Origin of the sequence: Pseudomonas sp. RL_5y_Pfl2_73 (assembly GCF_963970515.1) — a bacterium.
GTDB lineage: Bacteria > Pseudomonadota > Gammaproteobacteria > Pseudomonadales > Pseudomonadaceae > Aquipseudomonas.
In genome coordinates this window covers 76,979-92,789 of record NZ_CAXAPD010000014.1, presented here as the reverse complement: position 1 = coordinate 92,789, position 15,811 = coordinate 76,979, and the positions used below count along the sequence as shown (strand labels likewise).

Sequence of the window (15,811 nt, the reverse complement as noted above, 5' to 3'; positions counted from 1 at the left end):
CATGCGCCGCGTCGTTATCACTGGTCTGGGCATCGTTTCGTGCCTGGGCAATGACAAAGAGACCGTCTCCGCTAACCTGCGTGCAAGTCGCCCTGGCATCCGGTTCAACCCGGAATATGCCGAAATGGGTCTGCGTAGCCAGGTTTCCGGCTCCATTGACCTTCCCCTCGAAGAGCTGATCGATCGCAAGATCTACCGTTTCGTCGGCCACGCGGCGGCTTACGCCTACCTGGCCATGAAGGACGCCATCGCTGACTCCGGGCTAACCGAAGAGCAGGTTTCCAACCCGCGCACCGGTCTGATCGCCGGCTCCGGTGGCGCCTCCACCTTGAACCAGATGGAAGCGCTGGACATTCTGCGCGAAAAAGGCGTCAAGCGCGTTGGCCCGTACCGCGTCACGCGGACCATGAGCAGCACGGTTTCCGCCTGCCTGGCCACGCCGTTCAAGATCAAGGGCCTGAACTACTCCATCGCTTCTGCCTGCGCCACCAGTGCCCACTGCATTGGCAACGCCATGGAACAGATCCAGATGGGCAAGCAGGACGTCGTCTTCGCCGGCGGTGGTGAAGAAGAACATTGGAGCCAGTCGTTCCTGTTCGACGCCATGGGCGCCCTGTCCAGCAAACGCAACGAGACGCCGGAAAAAGCTTCCCGCGCCTACGATGCCGACCGTGACGGTTTCGTCATCGCTGGCGGCGGCGGCATGGTCGTGGTCGAGGAACTGGAACACGCCCTGGCCCGTGGCGCCAAGATCTACGCGGAAATCGTCGGCTACGGCGCCACTTCCGACGGCTACGACATGGTCGCCCCAAGCGGCGAAGGCGCCATCCGCTGCATGCAGATGGCCATGTCCACCGTCGACACACCGATCGACTACCTGAACACCCACGGCACCTCGACTCCGGTCGGCGACGTCGCGGAAATGAAAGGTGTGCGCGAAGTGTTCGGCGACAAGGCCCCGGCCATCAGCTCCACCAAGAGCCTGTCGGGTCACTCCCTGGGCGCCGCCGGCGTTCACGAAGCGATCTACTGCATGCTGATGATGGAAGGCAATTTCATGGCCGGCTCCGCCAACATCGACGAGCTCGATCCAGAAGTGGCCGACCTGCCAATCCTGAGCAAGACTCGCGAAAACGCCACCATCAATACCGTGATGAGCAACAGCTTCGGCTTCGGCGGCACCAATGCCACCCTGGTACTGAAGCGCTGGCAGGGCAAGTAAGCCCCACCGTTACGCCGCACACAAAAACGCCCCGACTGGTTCGGGGCGTTTTTTGGCCTGGCAAATATGCCCAAGCCCGCACATGAGGCCTGGAGCTCAGCGCACGACGAACCGCTGCTGCGTCAACAGCCGATCCCCCTGGAACACCATGAACCGCCACTCCCCCGGCACCACTTCGTGGCTTTCGGTGAATTCGTAGGCCATGACATCCTGAGGCGCACCCGGTACCAGTTTCTGGATCACCTCGAACTTATCGTGGCGCACGCCATCGGGGGTGCGGATGCCGGGGGTGAAGTACAACAAGGTCAACGGCTGGTCATCCGCGACCTTGCCGGCCAACTGGTAGCGCATGCCGAACTTGGTCCCTAGCTTCGCCGGCACGCTTTCGGTCTGACGGATCTGCTCGTTGCTGCGCCGCAGGACCCGCTCTCCCGACTGCAACTCGGCTTGCGGCCCTTCGAAAACACCATACTCCACCGAGCCTTCGACACGGACTTCGGCCTGTGCCAGGCCGCAGGTCAACAACAGCGCGACCAGTGCGCTTGAACGGGTGAGGTGCATAGTGCGCTCCTTGATTGAGATGAGCGCGAGGGTATGACGCGGGGGTGACAGGCTGATGACAAAGCGACGTTGGCCTATGGGAGCAAAGCCTGCTCGCGATGCAGGCACCTGGTTTTCTCCTCAACCGCGTCGTCTTCATCGCGGGCAAGCCTTGCTCCCACACAACACCGCTAAAAAGTTATCCCGCGCCACCTTCCGAGCCACGTCTTCGGGCAAGGCATCCAGAAACGGATCGAAGCTGCGCAGCTCCCTGCCCAACTTGTTGAACCGCCCGACGACATCCGAGCCCACCATGAAGCGCCCAGGAAAGCGCTCCACCAGCGTTACCCACTCATCCCGGGGCTTGCCCGCCTCATCCAGCAAATACGGTGTGAGCACGCTCCAGGACAGGTCGATGTACAGATTGGGGTAGGTCTCAAGCATGCGGGTCAGGGTCGGCAACAGAAAATCCAGGCGGGTCTGGTGGCGATGGATCTCCATGCTGGTACCGGCGTGGGCCCAGATAAAGCGCGTGTGCGGATGATTGCGCAACGGCTCCTCGATTTCTGCCAGGTACAGCGGATTTTTCTCACGCTTGGACGTGATGTTGGAGTGCAGCATCACCGGCAGGTCGTTCTCGGCCGCCAGGTGATAGATCTGCGTCATGGCTTCATTGTTAGCCCGCGGGGTGTCGCCCGAGGTCAGCGCCGTCAGGTCGTCATGGCGAGTGAAGACCTCGCCGATGCCTTGCCACAAACCCGGGTAGAGATCGAGCATGCGCTGGATATGGGCGGCGGAGTTCTTGTCGTTGGGATTGAAGCCCGACAGGAACGGATGAAAGTGCCGGCGCTGTTCGTCGGTCAGCTTGCTCACCGCCGCAGCGACAATCACGTCGGTGGCGCTGTACCAATAGGCATCGGCATCGTCACCGGCGTAATAGCGCGGACGCTTGGGCTCGTCCTCATGCCATTTCTTGGCCACCGGCACACCGGAAATCATCACATGCTCAATGCGATTGTCCGCCATCGCCTGGAGCAACTTGGGCATACCGGCCGTTTCCTGGAAAAAATCGACGTAATGCAGGTGCGCATCGCTGTAGGCATATTCGCGAGCCACGGCACCGCTGCTGAAAACAACCAGCAGCCAGGCACAGATTAAACGGGTCAGGGGCACGGGCAGTCTCCAGAAGCCTTGAACAGCGTAGACCCTAACCATCCCACCTAGGTTCAAGGCGCATTCGCCGCGTCTGCCGGCGACGGGGTATGCTTCGGGCAACCGTTGTTCAACCTGGAAGACAACATGAGCACTCCCCTGACCGTTCGCCCCCGCGCCGAAGATGTCGAAGGCCAGCCAATTCTTCGCCCGCTGCCGTCCGCCAAATGTCGCAGCGTCGGGCCCTTCGTGTTCTTCGATCACATGCTGCCAACCACCTACCCGACCGGCAGAGGCATGAACATCCGCCAGCATCCGCATATCGGCCTGTCCACCCTCACCTACCTGTTCGAAGGAAAACTCCAGCACAAGGACAGCCTGGGTTCCGACCAAGTGGTGGACGCCGGGGATGTCAGCTGGATGACCGCCGGCAGCGCCATCGCCCACGTCGAGCGCACGCCCGAGTCATCGCTGGGCAGTGCATTCGTCATGCACGGGTTGCAAGTCTGGCTGGCCTCGCCCAAGGCCCACGAACAGGGCCCCGGGCACTACAGTCATCACCCGGCACACAGCCTGCCGGTCAGCGAGAACCTGGGGGTCAGCATCCGGATGATCGCCGGGTCAGGCTTTTGCCTGGAATCGCCGGTACCGGTGCTGTCGCCAACGCTTTATGCCGAATTGAAGCTGCAAACCGCAACGACGCTGCTGATCCCCACCGAGCATGCAGAGCGGGCCCTGTATGTGTTGAGCGGCGAGGCGTTACTGGACGGCGAGCCGGTGCAGGCTCACGCCTTGGTGATATTGCCGACAGGGGAAGAAATGACGCTGTTTGCCGACAGTGACTGCCATGCCGTGTTGTTCGGCGGTGCGCCACTGGATGGGCCGCGACGGATCAACTGGAATTTCGTCGCCAGCGACCCGGCCCGGATCGATGAAGCCCGCCGGCGCTGGGCGGCTGGGGACTGGCCGACGGTGCCAGGGGAAAGTGAGCGGATCGAATTACCCTAGAGTCACAACAGCCTGTGGCGGGGAAACTTGCTCACGCATGGCCCTGTAGGAGCTGGCGAAGCCTGCGATCTTTTGATCTTTTGATCTTTTGATCTTTTGATCTTTTGATCTTTTGATCTTTCGTTTGAGATTCAAGTGTTTGGGGAAAGATCGCAGCCTCGTTGCACTCGACAGCTCCTACACAGCTCCTACAGTTGCTACACAGTTCCTACGGACCCAGCGGGAGCAAGCTCCCTCGCCACGGGTTCTACTTGGAGTATTCAGCCCCTGAACACTTCATCCAACAAGTTATGCATCGACCTGAACGCCCGTCCGGCGACCTTCGCGTTGTACATCGTCTTGCCCGGCACATTCGCCTGCGGGTCGGTGAACGAATGCACCGCACCGCCGTAGCTCAGCAGTTGCCAATCCACCCCGGCGGCGTTCATTTCATCTTCGAAAGCCGGTAGCTGCTCTTTCGGCACCAGCGGGTCCGAGGCGCCATGCATGGCCAGCACCACGCCCTTGATGTTCTGCGCATCGGTCGGGTTCGGTGTATCCAGGGTGCCGTGGAAGGAAATCGCCGCCTTCAGCGGTGCACCGCTACGGGCCAGTTCCAGGGCGCAGCAGCCACCGAAGCAAAAACCGAACGTGGCCAGCCTGGAAGCGTCGACCTGCGCTTCGCCCTGGCTCTGCAGTTGCTCGAACGCCGCCTGCATGCGCTTGCGCAACAGGGCCCGGTCGTTCTTGAGGGGCATCATCGCCGCCCCCGCCTCATCGGCATTGCTCGGGCGGACCACCTGCCCGTACAGGTCGGCGATCAACACCACATAACCGTTGGCCGCCACCGACCTGGCGATGTCCTCGGCGCCCGCCCCAACCCCCATCCAGTTCGGCGCCATCAGCAAACCTGGGCGCAGCCCCTGCTGATTGACGTCGAAGGCCAGACGACCTTCATAACGTTGCCCTTCGATCTGATAGACCAGCGAACGAACCGTAACCTGACTCATGACGGACTCCTTTTTGACTGAACACCAGAAATGAAAAAACCCGCCGAAGCGGGTTTTTTCTACACTTGCTTAAGCTGACAGTTCAACCAGCAGCTTGTTCAGGCGACGCACATACGCCGCCGGGTCCTTCAGGCTGTCGCCAGCCGCCAGGGCCGCTTGGTCGAAGAGGATGTGCGACAGATCGCCGAAACGCTCTTCGCTCTGCTCGTTGTCGAGTTTTTCCACCAGCGGGTGGGCCGGGTTGAATTCGAAGATTGGCTTGGAGTCCGGGACTTTCTGGCCGCTGGCTTCGAGGATCTGGCGCATTTGCAGGCCCAGGTCCTGCTCACCGATGGCCAGGATCGCCGGGGAGTCGGTCAGGCGGTGCGAGACACGCACTTCGCTGACCGCCTCGCCCAGGGCCGTCTTGATTCGCTCAACCAAGCCTTCCTTGCTCTTGGCGACTTCTTCGGCGGCTTTCTTGTCTTCTTCCGAATCCAGGTTGCCGAGGTCCAGGTCACCACGCGCCACGTCGACAAAATTCTTGCCGTCGAACTCGCTGAGGTAGCTCATCAGCCACTCGTCGATGCGGTCGGTCAGCAGCAGTACTTCGATGCCCTTCTTGCGGAAGACTTCCAGGTGCGGGCTGCTCTTGACCTGTGCATAAGTTTCACCGGTCAGGTAGTAGATCTTGTCCTGGCCTTCCTTGGCACGGGCCAGGTAATCGGCCAGGCCCACGACTTGCTCGCCATCGTCACCCTGGGTCGACGCAAAGCGCAGCAGGCCGGCGATTTTTTCTTTGTTGGCGAAGTCCTCGGCCGGGCCTTCTTTCATGACCTGGCCGAAGTTTTTCCAGAAGCTCTTGTACTGCTCGGGCTCGTTCTTCGCCAGTTTTTCCAGCATGTCCAGCACGCGCTTGGTCAGTGCCGACTTCATGGAGTCGATGATCGGATCTTTCTGCAGGATTTCCCGCGAAACGTTCAGCGACAGGTCATTGGAATCCACCACGCCCTTGATGAAGCGCAGGTACAGCGGCAGGAACGATTCGGCCTGGTCCATCACGAACACACGCTGCACGTACAGCTTCAGGCCGCGTGGCGCTTCGCGCTGGTACAGGTCGAACGGTGCACGGGCCGGCACGTACAACAGCGAGTTGTATTCCAGCTTGCCTTCGACCTTGTTGTGGCTCCAGCTCAGCGGGTTCTCGTAGTCATGGGCGATGTGCTTGTAGAACTCCTGGTATTCCTCGTCTTTCACCTCGGTGCGCGGACGGGTCCACAAGGCACTGGCGCGGTTGACGGTTTCCCATTCCACTTCAGGCTTTTCTTCGCCTTCGGTAGCGGTGACTTCCTTCGGCAGCTCGATTGGCAGCGCGATATGGTCGGAGTACTTCTTGATGATGTTGCGCAGGCGCCAGCCATCGGCGAACTCGTCTTCGCCAGACTTGAGGTGCAGCACGATGCGGGTACCGCGATCAGCCTTGTCGACGGTGGCGACTTCAAACTCGCCCTCGCCCTTAGACGACCAGTGCACGCCTTCGCTCGCAGCGAGGCCGGCACGGCGACTGAACACTTCGACCTGGTCGGCGACGATGAACGCGGAATAGAAGCCGACGCCGAACTGACCGATCAGGTGGGAATCTTTCTTCTGATCGCCGGACAGATTCTTCATGAAATCGGCGGTGCCGGACTTGGCGATGGTGCCCAAGTGCGTGATCACCTCTTCGCGGCTCATGCCGATGCCGTTGTCTTCGAGGGTGACGGTTTTCGCGTCCTTGTCGAAGCTCACACGGATTTTCAGCTCAGCGCCGCCTTCCAGCAATTCAGGCTTGGAAAGGGCTTCGAAACGTAATTTGTCGACAGCGTCAGAGGCGTTCGAAATCAACTCGCGAAGGAAAATTTCCTTATTGGAATACAGCGAGTGAATCATCAGGTGCAGCAGTTGCTTTACCTCGGTCTGGAAGCCCAGGGTTTCCTTTTGAGTTTCCACGCTCATGGTCATCAAACTCCAAGTGGATGGTGGTGTCCGCCTCGCTGAGATTGGCGGCGGGATATCCTCAAGGTGGGGGCAACGTTGATGATTTCAAGGGCAATCCGGTTTTGACGGTTCCTGGATCTTGAAATGTGCCCGGGCAGTGGCGATGGATTCGGCCTCGACGTCTTGCCAGGCGGTGATCGCGACGTTGGCGACCCGCCTCTGGCACCTGGCCGGGTACTGGGGGAATGTGTTGCGAAGAAACTGCCTGAGCCACAGATAATCGCTGCTTTAATACCAGACGGCAGTTCACGAAGAACAATGGCTGAGTAAAAAGGAGCATCAATGCATCAGGTAAAGCTGCCGTTAGGTGGAGCATTATGGATGGCAGCAAGCCTGCTTTCATTCATAGGCATGGCCGTCGCGGCCCGAGAGCTTTCCAAATTCATGTCGATCTTCGAGATCCTGTTTTTCAGGTCCTTGGTCGGATTGATCATTATTTTTCCGGTTATTTACCAACAACGCACCAAGCTCAAACAAACCCACGACCTGGGTCTGCAGATTGGCAGGAACGCGGTTCACTTCGCCGGACAATATGCCTGGACCATCGGCGTGGCATCGCTTCCGTTGGTTAAGGTCTTTGCTCTGGAGTTCACCACCCCGATATGGGTTTCCCTCCTGGCGTTTCTATTCTTGAAGGAAAAACTCTCCACCACGAGGGTATTCGCCGCCATCGGCGGTTTCCTGGGGGTCCTGGTCGTTCTAAGGCCCGGCCTTGGTAGCATTGAACCCGCCGCATTTATCGTTCTTATGGCCGCCATGGGCTACGCAACATCCATCATCATGGTGAAAAAACTGACGTTGACCAGCAGTCCCACCATCATCGTGATCTGGATGGTGCTTCTACAATTGCCCTTGGGCCTTGGTCTATCCTTGGCACAATGGCGTACACCTACGCTCGCCTGCATCCCCTGGATCCTGCTGTTAGGCATAACGGGTTTAGGTGCGCACTTCGCTATGGCCAAGGCACTGAGCATCATGGAAGCCTCCATTGCCATCCCGATTGATTTTTTCAGGGTGCCGCTCATTGCCGTCGTTGGTTTTTTTCTCTACGGCGAGCCTCTTGAAATTTGGGTATTGGTCGGCGCAGTGATTATCTTCGCCTCAAACTATCTGACCTTCCGGGTCGAACAAAAGGGCATGCCATCGTCAATTTCGCCGAGCTCAAAGTGATCAGCTCAAGGGCAATCCGGTTTTGACGGTTCCTGGATCTTGAAATGTGCCCGGGCAGTGGCGATGGGTTCGGCCTCGACGTCTTGCCAGGCGGTGATCGCGACGTTGGCGACCCGTCGGCCCTGGCGCCAGACCTGGCATTTGGCATAGGTGTCGCGAAACTGCCCGGTGCGCAGATAATCCAGGGAGAAATCGATGATTTTTGGCACGCCCGGCGTGCCAGTGGCGATCAACAGATGCACTGCAGCAGCCAGTTCCATGAAACCGGCGATGACGCCGCCATGGATGGCCGGCAGTAAAGGGTTACCAATGTTGTCTTTGTTGGCCGGCAGGCGAAACAACAAGTCGTCGCCCTGGCGCGTGCATTCGACGCCGATGAGCTGGGCATAGGGGATCGAGGCGAGCAGCAACGCGTAGTCGCCCTGCTCGCAGGCACGGCGCAGTTGTTCCTGGAGGGTATCGGTCATGGTTGGCCCACAGCGGTCATCGAGCCGCCCTTCCCTATTCCCCTGGCATGCTGGCCCAGGCGCATGAATGTACCCACCACATGGGCGATGGGTTGCTCGGGGTCGTCCTGGTAGGCGAAACCCCGGGTGAAGATCACGTCCGGGGTCACCCGATAGCATTGCGCGAAGCCGTAGACATCCTTGTGGGGCTCGGCCGCGTGCATGTAGTCGATGCGCAGGTCGAGGGTGGGACAGACTTCGAATTGTGGCAACACACATAAGGTCGACATGCCACACGCGGTGTCCATCAATGAGGTCAACGCCCCGCCGTGGATGATGCCCGTCAGGGGATTGCCGACGATTTGCGGGCTGAACGGCAGGATGACCGTCAGCCCGTCACGACTGGCACTGTGCAGCTTCAAGCCCAGCACCTGGCAATGCCTGAGTGCGGATAGAAAGCGTGTCGCACGCTCAAAAACGGGGTCTGCGGCCATTCGATTAACGCTCCAATGAGTGACGAGACCTGACAACAGGCGCGATGCACAAAGTTCCATTGCAGTGCAAAGTTATATATCTGTTACGCAACAGGAACTTAATCCGAGGGGTGGTGTTCAAAAGGCCAGTAGTTATTTCCATAAGGAGAAACACCCCATGCGTAAGACCTTTGCTATTGCCTTGATGTTGGCCGCCTCCCTCGGCCTCGCTGCCTGCGATAAAAAATCCGAGGACAAAGCTCAAGATGCCCAACAACACGCCGAGCAAGCTCAGCAAGACATGAACAAAGCACAGGATAAAGTGAACGACGCGGCGAAAGAAAACGCCGAAGCTGCCAAAGCTCAGTCTGAATCGAACAGCGCCGCTCAGCAGGAACAAGCTCCTGCGCCTGCGCCTGAAGCGCCTGAAGCGCCTAAAACCAACTAATACGGTTTTAGCGGCAAAAGAAAACCCGCCTGGTGCGGGTTTTTTTTGCCTGCGATTTGGAGGCGCCGGCTATCAGGCCGCTTCCTTGCCAACCTCGGGCACTGGCGCATCCGTGGGGGTATAGACCATCACGTCCAGCACATCGGAGTGAAACTCGCGCTGATACAACACGAACACCACGCCAGCACTCATCAACATGAATAACCAGGGGCTGACGAACCACGCCAACATGGTCATGCCGAAATAATAAGAGCGCAGGCCGAAGTTGAATTGGTTGGCCGCCATGGAAATCACCCGTGCCGCCCTTAGCGCAAAGGCCTTGCGTTCCTGCTCCGACACATGGCGCTCACCGATCATCGGCGCCGAGCCAATCAGGACTGCCGCGAAGTTGTATTGGCGCATGCACCAGCTGAACGTGAAGAACGCATACACAAACACCAAGGCCAGGCACAGCAACTTGACCTCCGCCATGCCCTGGGAAGCCTGTTGCACCATCGGCAGGTCCGCCAACAACGACACCGCCCGATCGGACGCCCCGAGCACCGTCAGGATACCGGCCAGGATGATCAGTGTGCTGGAGGCGAAGAATGATGCGTTGCGCTCCAGGTTGCCGATCACGCTGGCATCGGCGATACGGTTCTCACGCAGCAGCATGCGGCGCATCCAGTCTTCGCGATACAGGTGCATCACGCTGGCCAGGCAGGCGGTGTCGCGAGCTTTCCAGGTGGCATAACGGGTGTAACCGCCCCAGCAGATGATGAACCAGGCACCGGCGAGAAGATGGATCAGGTTGGCTTGGATGAATGACATTCGACTTCCTGTGACGAAACAAATCGGTGGCAATGGTATCAGCGAACCCTGTGGGAGCGAGCCCACGGAAAAAGACACGGCACTCAAAAAAAATGCCCCGTATCGATTGATACGGGGCATTTCAGTTCTTGCTGATGGATCTGCCAGTAGGCCGCTTAAGCCAACGCCTCGCTGCGCTTGCCCAGCAGGCGATCGCACACCACCGCGACCGCCAGGGTCATCACCGAAGGCACCAGCCAGGCCAGGCCTTGCTCGCTCAGCGGCAGGTGGGCCAGTTGCGTCGGCATCCAGTCCGCCAGCCCGGCGCCCTTGAGCGCATCGATCAGGCCAAACAGGAACGACACCAGCATCACCGGGCCAACGATGCGCCCCTGCTCGTGCCAGAAGTCCTTGCAGAAGCTCAGGGCCACCAGGACGATGCACGGCGGATAGATCGCGGTGAGGACCGGAATCGAGAAGGCGATCAGCTTGGTCAGGCCCAGGTTGGACACCAGCAGCGAAAAGGCGGCCAGGATCACGACCAAGGTCTTGTAGGACAGCGGCAGGACACGGCTGAAGTACTCGGCACAGGCGCAGGTCAGGCCGACCGCGGTTACCATGCATGCCAGGGAGATGAGCACAGCGAGGAAACCGCTGCCCAGGCTGCCGAAGGTGTGTTGCACGTAGGCATGCAGCACCGCGGCGCCATTGGTCGCGCCCGCAGCCACTTCATGGCTGCCCGAGCCCAGGCGGAACAGGCTGACGTAGACCAGCGCCAGGCCCACCCCGGCAATCAGCCCGGCGATGATCGCATAGCGGGTGATCAAGGCTGGCGACTCGACGCCCCGGGAACGGATCGCGTTGACGATGACAATGCCGAACACCAAGGCGCCCAAGGTATCCATGGTCAGGTAGCCATTGATGAACCCTTGGGAGAACGGCGCCGCGATGTACTCGGGGGTCGCCACGCCAATATCACCTGCGGGCAAGGCAAACGCGGCGATGCCGAGCACAGCCAGGGCGATGATCTTCAATGGCGCGAGGAAGCGTCCGACGGTGTCCAGCAGGCGGCCCGGGTAGAGCGAGATGAAAAACACCAGCAGGAAATACACTGCGCTGTAGAGGAACAGTGCCAGCGGGCTTTCACCGGTCAACGGCGCCAGGCCGACTTCGAACGAAACGGTGGCGGTACGCGGCGTGGCGAACAACGGGCCGACGGCCAGGTAGCACACCGCCGCCAGTACACCACCGGCGAGCTTGCCGATGGGGCTGCTCAAGGCGTCCATCGCACCGCCCACCTTGGCCAGTGCAACGACCGTGATGACCGGCAGCCCGACCGCCGTGATCAAAAAGCCCAGCGCCGCCATCCAGACATGAGGTCCGGACTGCAAACCGACGATAGGCGGGAAGATGATGTTGCCGGCCCCGACGAACAGGGCAAATGTCATGAAACCAAGCGCCAGGACATCCTGGCCTTTCAACACTTTCATTAAGGAAACCACACTACTGAATCGGAATTTAGAGAGGGATTTCCCTTATGGGTAGAGGGAAATGCTGCCGATCCGTATGGGACCGACCCGTTTAGCGCGGCGCTTCCTTGTGGGCAGCGGTCGCAAAAATGGCTGCTAGCCTAACGAATTTAGCGAGAAAACGCACTGTAAAGGGGCTAACTATCCGATGCACGACGTTCGTGTGTCGCGTTTGCGTATCTATTTTCCTGCGAAGCCCCTGTGGCAAGTGGATTTATCTGTGGGACCAAGGCCTTGTTTCCACAGTGCCAGAAACGACAAAGGCCACCCGAAGGTGGCCTTTGTTGCTGGAACAAAAAAGTCAGCCGAAGCTTACTTCTTCATTTCCCAGCCAGTCAGCTCGGCCAGGGCCTTGCCGATGTCTGCCAGCGAACGCACGGTTTTCACGCCTGCGTCTTGCAGTGCAGCGAACTTCTCGTCTGCAGTGCCTTTGCCGCCAGAGATGATTGCGCCAGCATGGCCCATGCGCTTGCCCGGAGGAGCAGTCACACCAGCGATGTAGGAAACAACCGGCTTGGTCACGTTGGCCTTGATGTAGGCAGCCGCTTCTTCTTCAGCCGAACCGCCGATCTCACCGATCATGACGATCGCTTCGGTCTTCGGGTCTTCCTGGAACAGCTTCAGGATGTCAATGAAGTTCGAGCCTGGGATCGGGTCACCGCCGATGCCGACGCAAGTCGACTGACCGAAACCGGCGTCAGTGGTCTGCTTGACAGCTTCGTAGGTCAGGGTGCCGGAACGGGAAACGATACCGACCTTGCCTGGCAAGTGAATGTGACCTGGCATGATGCCGATCTTGCATTCGCCTGGAGTGATCACGCCTGGGCAGTTAGGGCCGATCAGGGTGATACCCAGCTCGTCGCACTTGACCTTGGCTTCCAGCATGTCGATGGTCGGGATGCCTTCGGTGATGCAGACGATCAGCTTGATGCCGCCGAACGCCGCTTCAAGGATGGAGTCCTTGCAGAAAGGCGCTGGAACGTAGATCACGCTGGCGGTGGCGCCAGTGGCGGCTACAGCGTCTTTCACGGTGTTGAACACTGGCAGGCCCAGGTGCTCGGTGCCGCCTTTGCCTGGCGTTACGCCGCCAACCATCTTGGTGCCGTATTCCAGGGCTTGCTGGGTGTGGAAACTACCTTGCGAACCGGTAATACCCTGGCAGATAACCTTGGTGTCTTTATTGATCAGGACGCTCATTATTTGCCCTCCGCAGCTTTGACAACTTGTTGAGCAGCGTCGGTCAGGCTGGTTGCAGCGATGATGTTCAAACCGCTTTCTGCCAGTACTTTAGCGCCCAGCTCAGCGTTGTTGCCTTCAAGGCGAACAACAACCGGGATTTTCACGCCAACTTCTTTCACGGCGCCGATGATGCCTTCGGCAATCATGTCGCAGCGAACGATGCCGCCGAAGATGTTGACCAGTACTGCAGCGACATTGGTGTCGGACAGGATGATCTTGAACGCTTCGGTTACGCGTTCCTTGGTAGCACCACCGCCCACGTCGAGGAAGTTGGCTGGCTTGCCGCCATGCAGGTTGACGATGTCCATGGTACCCATGGCCAGGCCGGCACCGTTGACCATGCAGCCGATGTTACCTTCCAGGGCTACGTAGTTCAGTTCGAACTTGGCAGCGTGCGCTTCGCGCGGATCGTCTTGCGACGGATCGTGGAAAGTCTTCAGCTTTGGCTGACGGTACATGGCGTTGGCGTCGATGTTGATCTTGGCATCGAGGCAGTGCAGGTCGCCGTCGGCCTTGATCACCAGCGGGTTCACTTCCAGCAGCGCCAGGTCGTGGTCCTGGAACAGCTTGGCCAGACCTACGAAGATCTTGGCGAATTGAGTGACCTGCTTGCCTTCCAGGCCCAGCTGGAATGCCAGCTCGCGACCCTGGAATGGCTGTGCGCCAACCAGTGGATCGATAGTGGCCTTGAGGATTTTCTCAGGGGTATCGTGAGCGATTTTCTCGATGTCCACGCCACCTTCGGTGGAAGCCATGAACACGATGCGGCGGCTCGAACGGTCAACGACAGCGCCCAGGTACAGCTCTTTAGCGATATCAGTGCACGATTCAACCAGGATCTTGGTGACTGGCTGACCGTTGGCGTCAGTCTGGTAAGTCACCAGACGCTTGCCCAGCCACTGCTGTGCGAAGGCTTTGGCGTCTTCTTTGCTGCGAACCAGCTTGACGCCGCCCGCTTTACCGCGACCACCGGCGTGAACCTGGGCTTTGACAACCCATTCGCTGCCGCCGATTTTGTCGCAAGCTTCTGCTGCCGCTTCCGGGGTGTCTACCGCGTAACCGGTGGATACTGGCAGGCCGTACTCAGCGAACAGCTGCTTACCCTGATACTCGTGAAGATTCATGCTTATTACCGTCTTCGTTAGGTACTGCGCATTCGGTGCTGCACCGTTCTGGTGCCGCACCACCTGTGACTGCTGCTTGCGTAGCGTTCCAGTCAACCGGTTCGGCTACGCAAGGCTGCGTCCAGCGGATATTCCGCGGTGAGTCTTGCTCGCAAGGCTCACGACGGGCCATACCGCCGTGGTTTCTTATTATTTTTTAACGCTTCTTGCGGTTGGCCACGTGGATGGCGCCGCCATTTACGGCCAGGGCCGCTTCGTGCAAGGCTTCGGACAGGGTCGGATGGGAGAAGACCATCATGCCCAGATCTTCAGCGCTGGTGCCGAATTCCATGCCGATCGCGCCTTGCTGTACCAGCTCGGCAGCGCTTGGGCCAATGACGTGAACGCCCAATACGCGATCCGTCTTGGCATCGGCGATGACTTTCACGAAACCACCGGTATCGTTGGCTGCCATGGCACGGCCACTGGCGGCGAACGGGAAGGTGCCGACGTTAACTTCAACGCCTTCGGCTTTCAAGGCCTGCTCGGTCTTGCCAACCCATGCGATTTCCGGGTGGGTGTAGATAACCGATGGGATCAGGTCGTAGTTCATTTGGGCTTTGTGGCCCTTGATGCGCTCGACGACCATGATGCCTTCTTCGGATGCCTTGTGCGCCAGCATCATGCCGCGAACCACGTCACCGATGGCGAAGACGCCCGGTACTGCGGTTGCGCACTGGTCATCGACGGCAATGAAGCCGCGCTCGTCGATTTCCACGCCGCTGTCGGTAGCCAGCAGGTCAGTGGTCACAGGACGACGGCCGACCGCGACGATCAGTTTGTCAAAGGTGATGGTCTGTTCACCGTTGGTGTCGGTGTAGGTCACCACGACCTCTTCGCCGTTGACTTTCGAACCGGTGACGCGAGCGCCCAGTTTGATGTCCAGGCCCTGTTTGGTCAGGGTTTTCAGCGCTTCCTTGGACACCGCGGTGTCAGCAGCCATCAGGAAGGTATCGAGGGCTTCCAGTACGGTCACTTGCGCGCCCAGGCGCGACCATACCGAACCCAGCTCGAGGCCGATCACACCAGCGCCGATCACGCCCAGGCGTTTTGGCACGGTCTGGAACTCCAGGGCACCGGTGGAATCGACGATTACGTTCTGGTCGACCGGAGCCGGTGGAATGTCGATCGGACGCGAGCCCGGTGCCAGGATGACGTTCTCGGCTTCGATCACTTCAACCGAACCGTCTGGCTTGGTCACTTCGACTTTCTTGCCCATCAGCAGCTTGCCGTGGCCCTGGATCGAGGTCACGCCATTGGCTTTGAACAGGGTGGCAACGCCAGAGGTCAGGCCCTTGACGATGTTGGCCTTGCGGCCAACCATCGCTGGCACGTCCATGGTCACGCCAGCGTGGTTGATACCGTGGATCTTGAAGCCATCCTGCGCCTCATGGAACTTCCAGGAGCTGTCCAGCAGCGCCTTGGAAGGAATGCAACCGACGTTCAGGCAAGTACCGCCGAGGGCCAGTTTGCCCTCCTTGTCGGTGTATTTCTCGATGCAGGCAGTGGTAAGGCCCAGTTGCGCAGCCTTGATGGCCGCTACGTAGCCGCCAGGGCCCGCACCAATCACTACCACGTCGAATTTCTGAGTCATGAGTCATTCCTTTTCGAATCAAACCGGACGGTC

Annotated in this window: 15 protein-coding genes and 1 pseudogene; 4 read left to right on the top strand and 12 right to left on the bottom strand. The window is 59.3% G+C overall.

Annotation, left to right across the window (positions count from 1 at the left end; translation table 11 throughout):
* Position 1: 1 nt before the first annotated feature.
* Positions 2-1,222 (top strand): beta-ketoacyl-ACP synthase I, encoded by a 1,221-nt coding sequence (gene fabB, locus AACY42_RS15615; protein ID WP_339480645.1) that lies wholly within the window; start codon positions 2-4, stop codon positions 1,220-1,222.
* A gap of 96 nt (positions 1,223-1,318) precedes the next feature.
* Here fabB and AACY42_RS15610 read toward each other — a convergent pair whose 3' ends face one another.
* Both AACY42_RS15610 and AACY42_RS15605 read right to left on the bottom strand, forming a co-directional pair.
* The gene (locus AACY42_RS15610; protein ID WP_339480643.1) at positions 1,319-1,783 is read right to left on the bottom strand and encodes a DUF3859 domain-containing protein; all 465 of its coding nucleotides are present in this window, start codon (positions 1,781-1,783) and stop codon (positions 1,319-1,321) included.
* A gap of 135 nt (positions 1,784-1,918) precedes the next feature.
* Positions 1,919-2,935 (bottom strand): amidohydrolase family protein, encoded by a 1,017-nt coding sequence (locus AACY42_RS15605; RefSeq protein ID WP_339480641.1) that lies wholly within the window; start codon positions 2,933-2,935, stop codon positions 1,919-1,921.
* A 126-nt stretch (positions 2,936-3,061) separates the two neighbouring features.
* Between AACY42_RS15605 and AACY42_RS15600 the strand changes: the two genes are divergently transcribed.
* On the top strand, positions 3,062-3,922 hold the full coding sequence (locus tag AACY42_RS15600; RefSeq protein WP_339480639.1) for a pirin family protein: 861 nt from the start codon (positions 3,062-3,064) through the stop codon (positions 3,920-3,922).
* A gap of 260 nt (positions 3,923-4,182) precedes the next feature.
* Here the strand turns inward: AACY42_RS15600 and AACY42_RS15595 are convergent, their stop codons facing one another.
* The 3 genes and pseudogenes from AACY42_RS15595 to AACY42_RS28640 all read right to left on the bottom strand — a co-directional run.
* Positions 4,183-4,911, bottom strand: coding sequence for a dienelactone hydrolase family protein (locus AACY42_RS15595; protein WP_339480636.1), 729 nt, complete (start codon positions 4,909-4,911; stop codon positions 4,183-4,185).
* 69 nt (positions 4,912-4,980) lie between these two features.
* On the bottom strand, positions 4,981-6,885 hold the full coding sequence (htpG, locus tag AACY42_RS15590; protein WP_339480633.1) for a molecular chaperone HtpG: 1,905 nt from the start codon (positions 6,883-6,885) through the stop codon (positions 4,981-4,983).
* An 87-nt stretch (positions 6,886-6,972) separates the two neighbouring features.
* Positions 6,973-7,155: pseudogene (locus tag AACY42_RS28640) on the bottom strand (PaaI family thioesterase); the annotation flags it as partial.
* A gap of 54 nt (positions 7,156-7,209) precedes the next feature.
* On the opposite strand from AACY42_RS28640, the gene AACY42_RS15585 reads away from it, so the two are divergent.
* On the top strand, positions 7,210-8,097 hold the full coding sequence (locus AACY42_RS15585; RefSeq protein ID WP_339480630.1) for a DMT family transporter: 888 nt from the start codon (positions 7,210-7,212) through the stop codon (positions 8,095-8,097).
* A gap of 5 nt (positions 8,098-8,102) precedes the next feature.
* Here the strand turns inward: AACY42_RS15585 and AACY42_RS15580 are convergent, their stop codons facing one another.
* A complete protein-coding gene (locus tag AACY42_RS15580) occupies positions 8,103-8,564 on the bottom strand; it encodes a PaaI family thioesterase (RefSeq protein ID WP_339480627.1) in 462 nt (153 codons plus the stop codon).
* Positions 8,561-9,037 carry a PaaI family thioesterase gene (locus AACY42_RS15575; RefSeq protein ID WP_339480625.1) on the bottom strand — a complete coding sequence of 159 codons (477 nt, stop codon included), beginning with the start codon at positions 9,035-9,037 and terminating at the stop codon, positions 8,561-8,563. Before AACY42_RS15575 ends, AACY42_RS15580 begins: the two co-directional genes overlap by 4 nt.
* Before the next feature lie 157 nt (positions 9,038-9,194).
* On the opposite strand from AACY42_RS15575, the gene AACY42_RS15570 reads away from it, so the two are divergent.
* On the top strand, positions 9,195-9,464 hold the full coding sequence (locus AACY42_RS15570) for a hypothetical protein (RefSeq protein ID WP_339480623.1): 270 nt from the start codon (positions 9,195-9,197) through the stop codon (positions 9,462-9,464).
* A 72-nt stretch (positions 9,465-9,536) separates the two neighbouring features.
* Here the strand turns inward: AACY42_RS15570 and AACY42_RS15565 are convergent, their stop codons facing one another.
* The 5 genes from AACY42_RS15565 to lpdA all read right to left on the bottom strand — a co-directional run bounded on the left by AACY42_RS15565 (position 9,537) and on the right by lpdA (position 15,778).
* On the bottom strand, positions 9,537-10,274 hold the full coding sequence (locus AACY42_RS15565) for a DUF599 domain-containing protein (protein WP_339480621.1): 738 nt from the start codon (positions 10,272-10,274) through the stop codon (positions 9,537-9,539).
* 155 nt (positions 10,275-10,429) lie between these two features.
* Positions 10,430-11,743, bottom strand: a complete 1,314-nt coding sequence (gene brnQ, locus AACY42_RS15560) for a branched-chain amino acid transport system II carrier protein (RefSeq protein ID WP_339480618.1) — start codon at positions 11,741-11,743, stop codon at positions 10,430-10,432.
* 351 nt (positions 11,744-12,094) lie between these two features.
* Complete coding sequence (gene sucD / locus AACY42_RS15555) at positions 12,095-12,979, bottom strand: succinate--CoA ligase subunit alpha (RefSeq protein WP_014339581.1); 885 nt, start codon at positions 12,977-12,979, stop codon at positions 12,095-12,097.
* Positions 12,979-14,145 (bottom strand): ADP-forming succinate--CoA ligase subunit beta, encoded by a 1,167-nt coding sequence (gene sucC, locus AACY42_RS15550; protein ID WP_003179235.1) that lies wholly within the window; start codon positions 14,143-14,145, stop codon positions 12,979-12,981. The genes sucD and sucC overlap by 1 nt, the downstream gene beginning before the upstream one ends.
* 196 nt (positions 14,146-14,341) lie before the next feature.
* Positions 14,342-15,778: a dihydrolipoyl dehydrogenase gene (gene lpdA, locus AACY42_RS15545; protein WP_339480615.1), complete on the bottom strand. Its 1,437-nt coding sequence runs from the start codon at positions 15,776-15,778 to the stop codon at positions 14,342-14,344.
* Between the last annotated feature and the right edge of the window lie 33 nt (positions 15,779-15,811).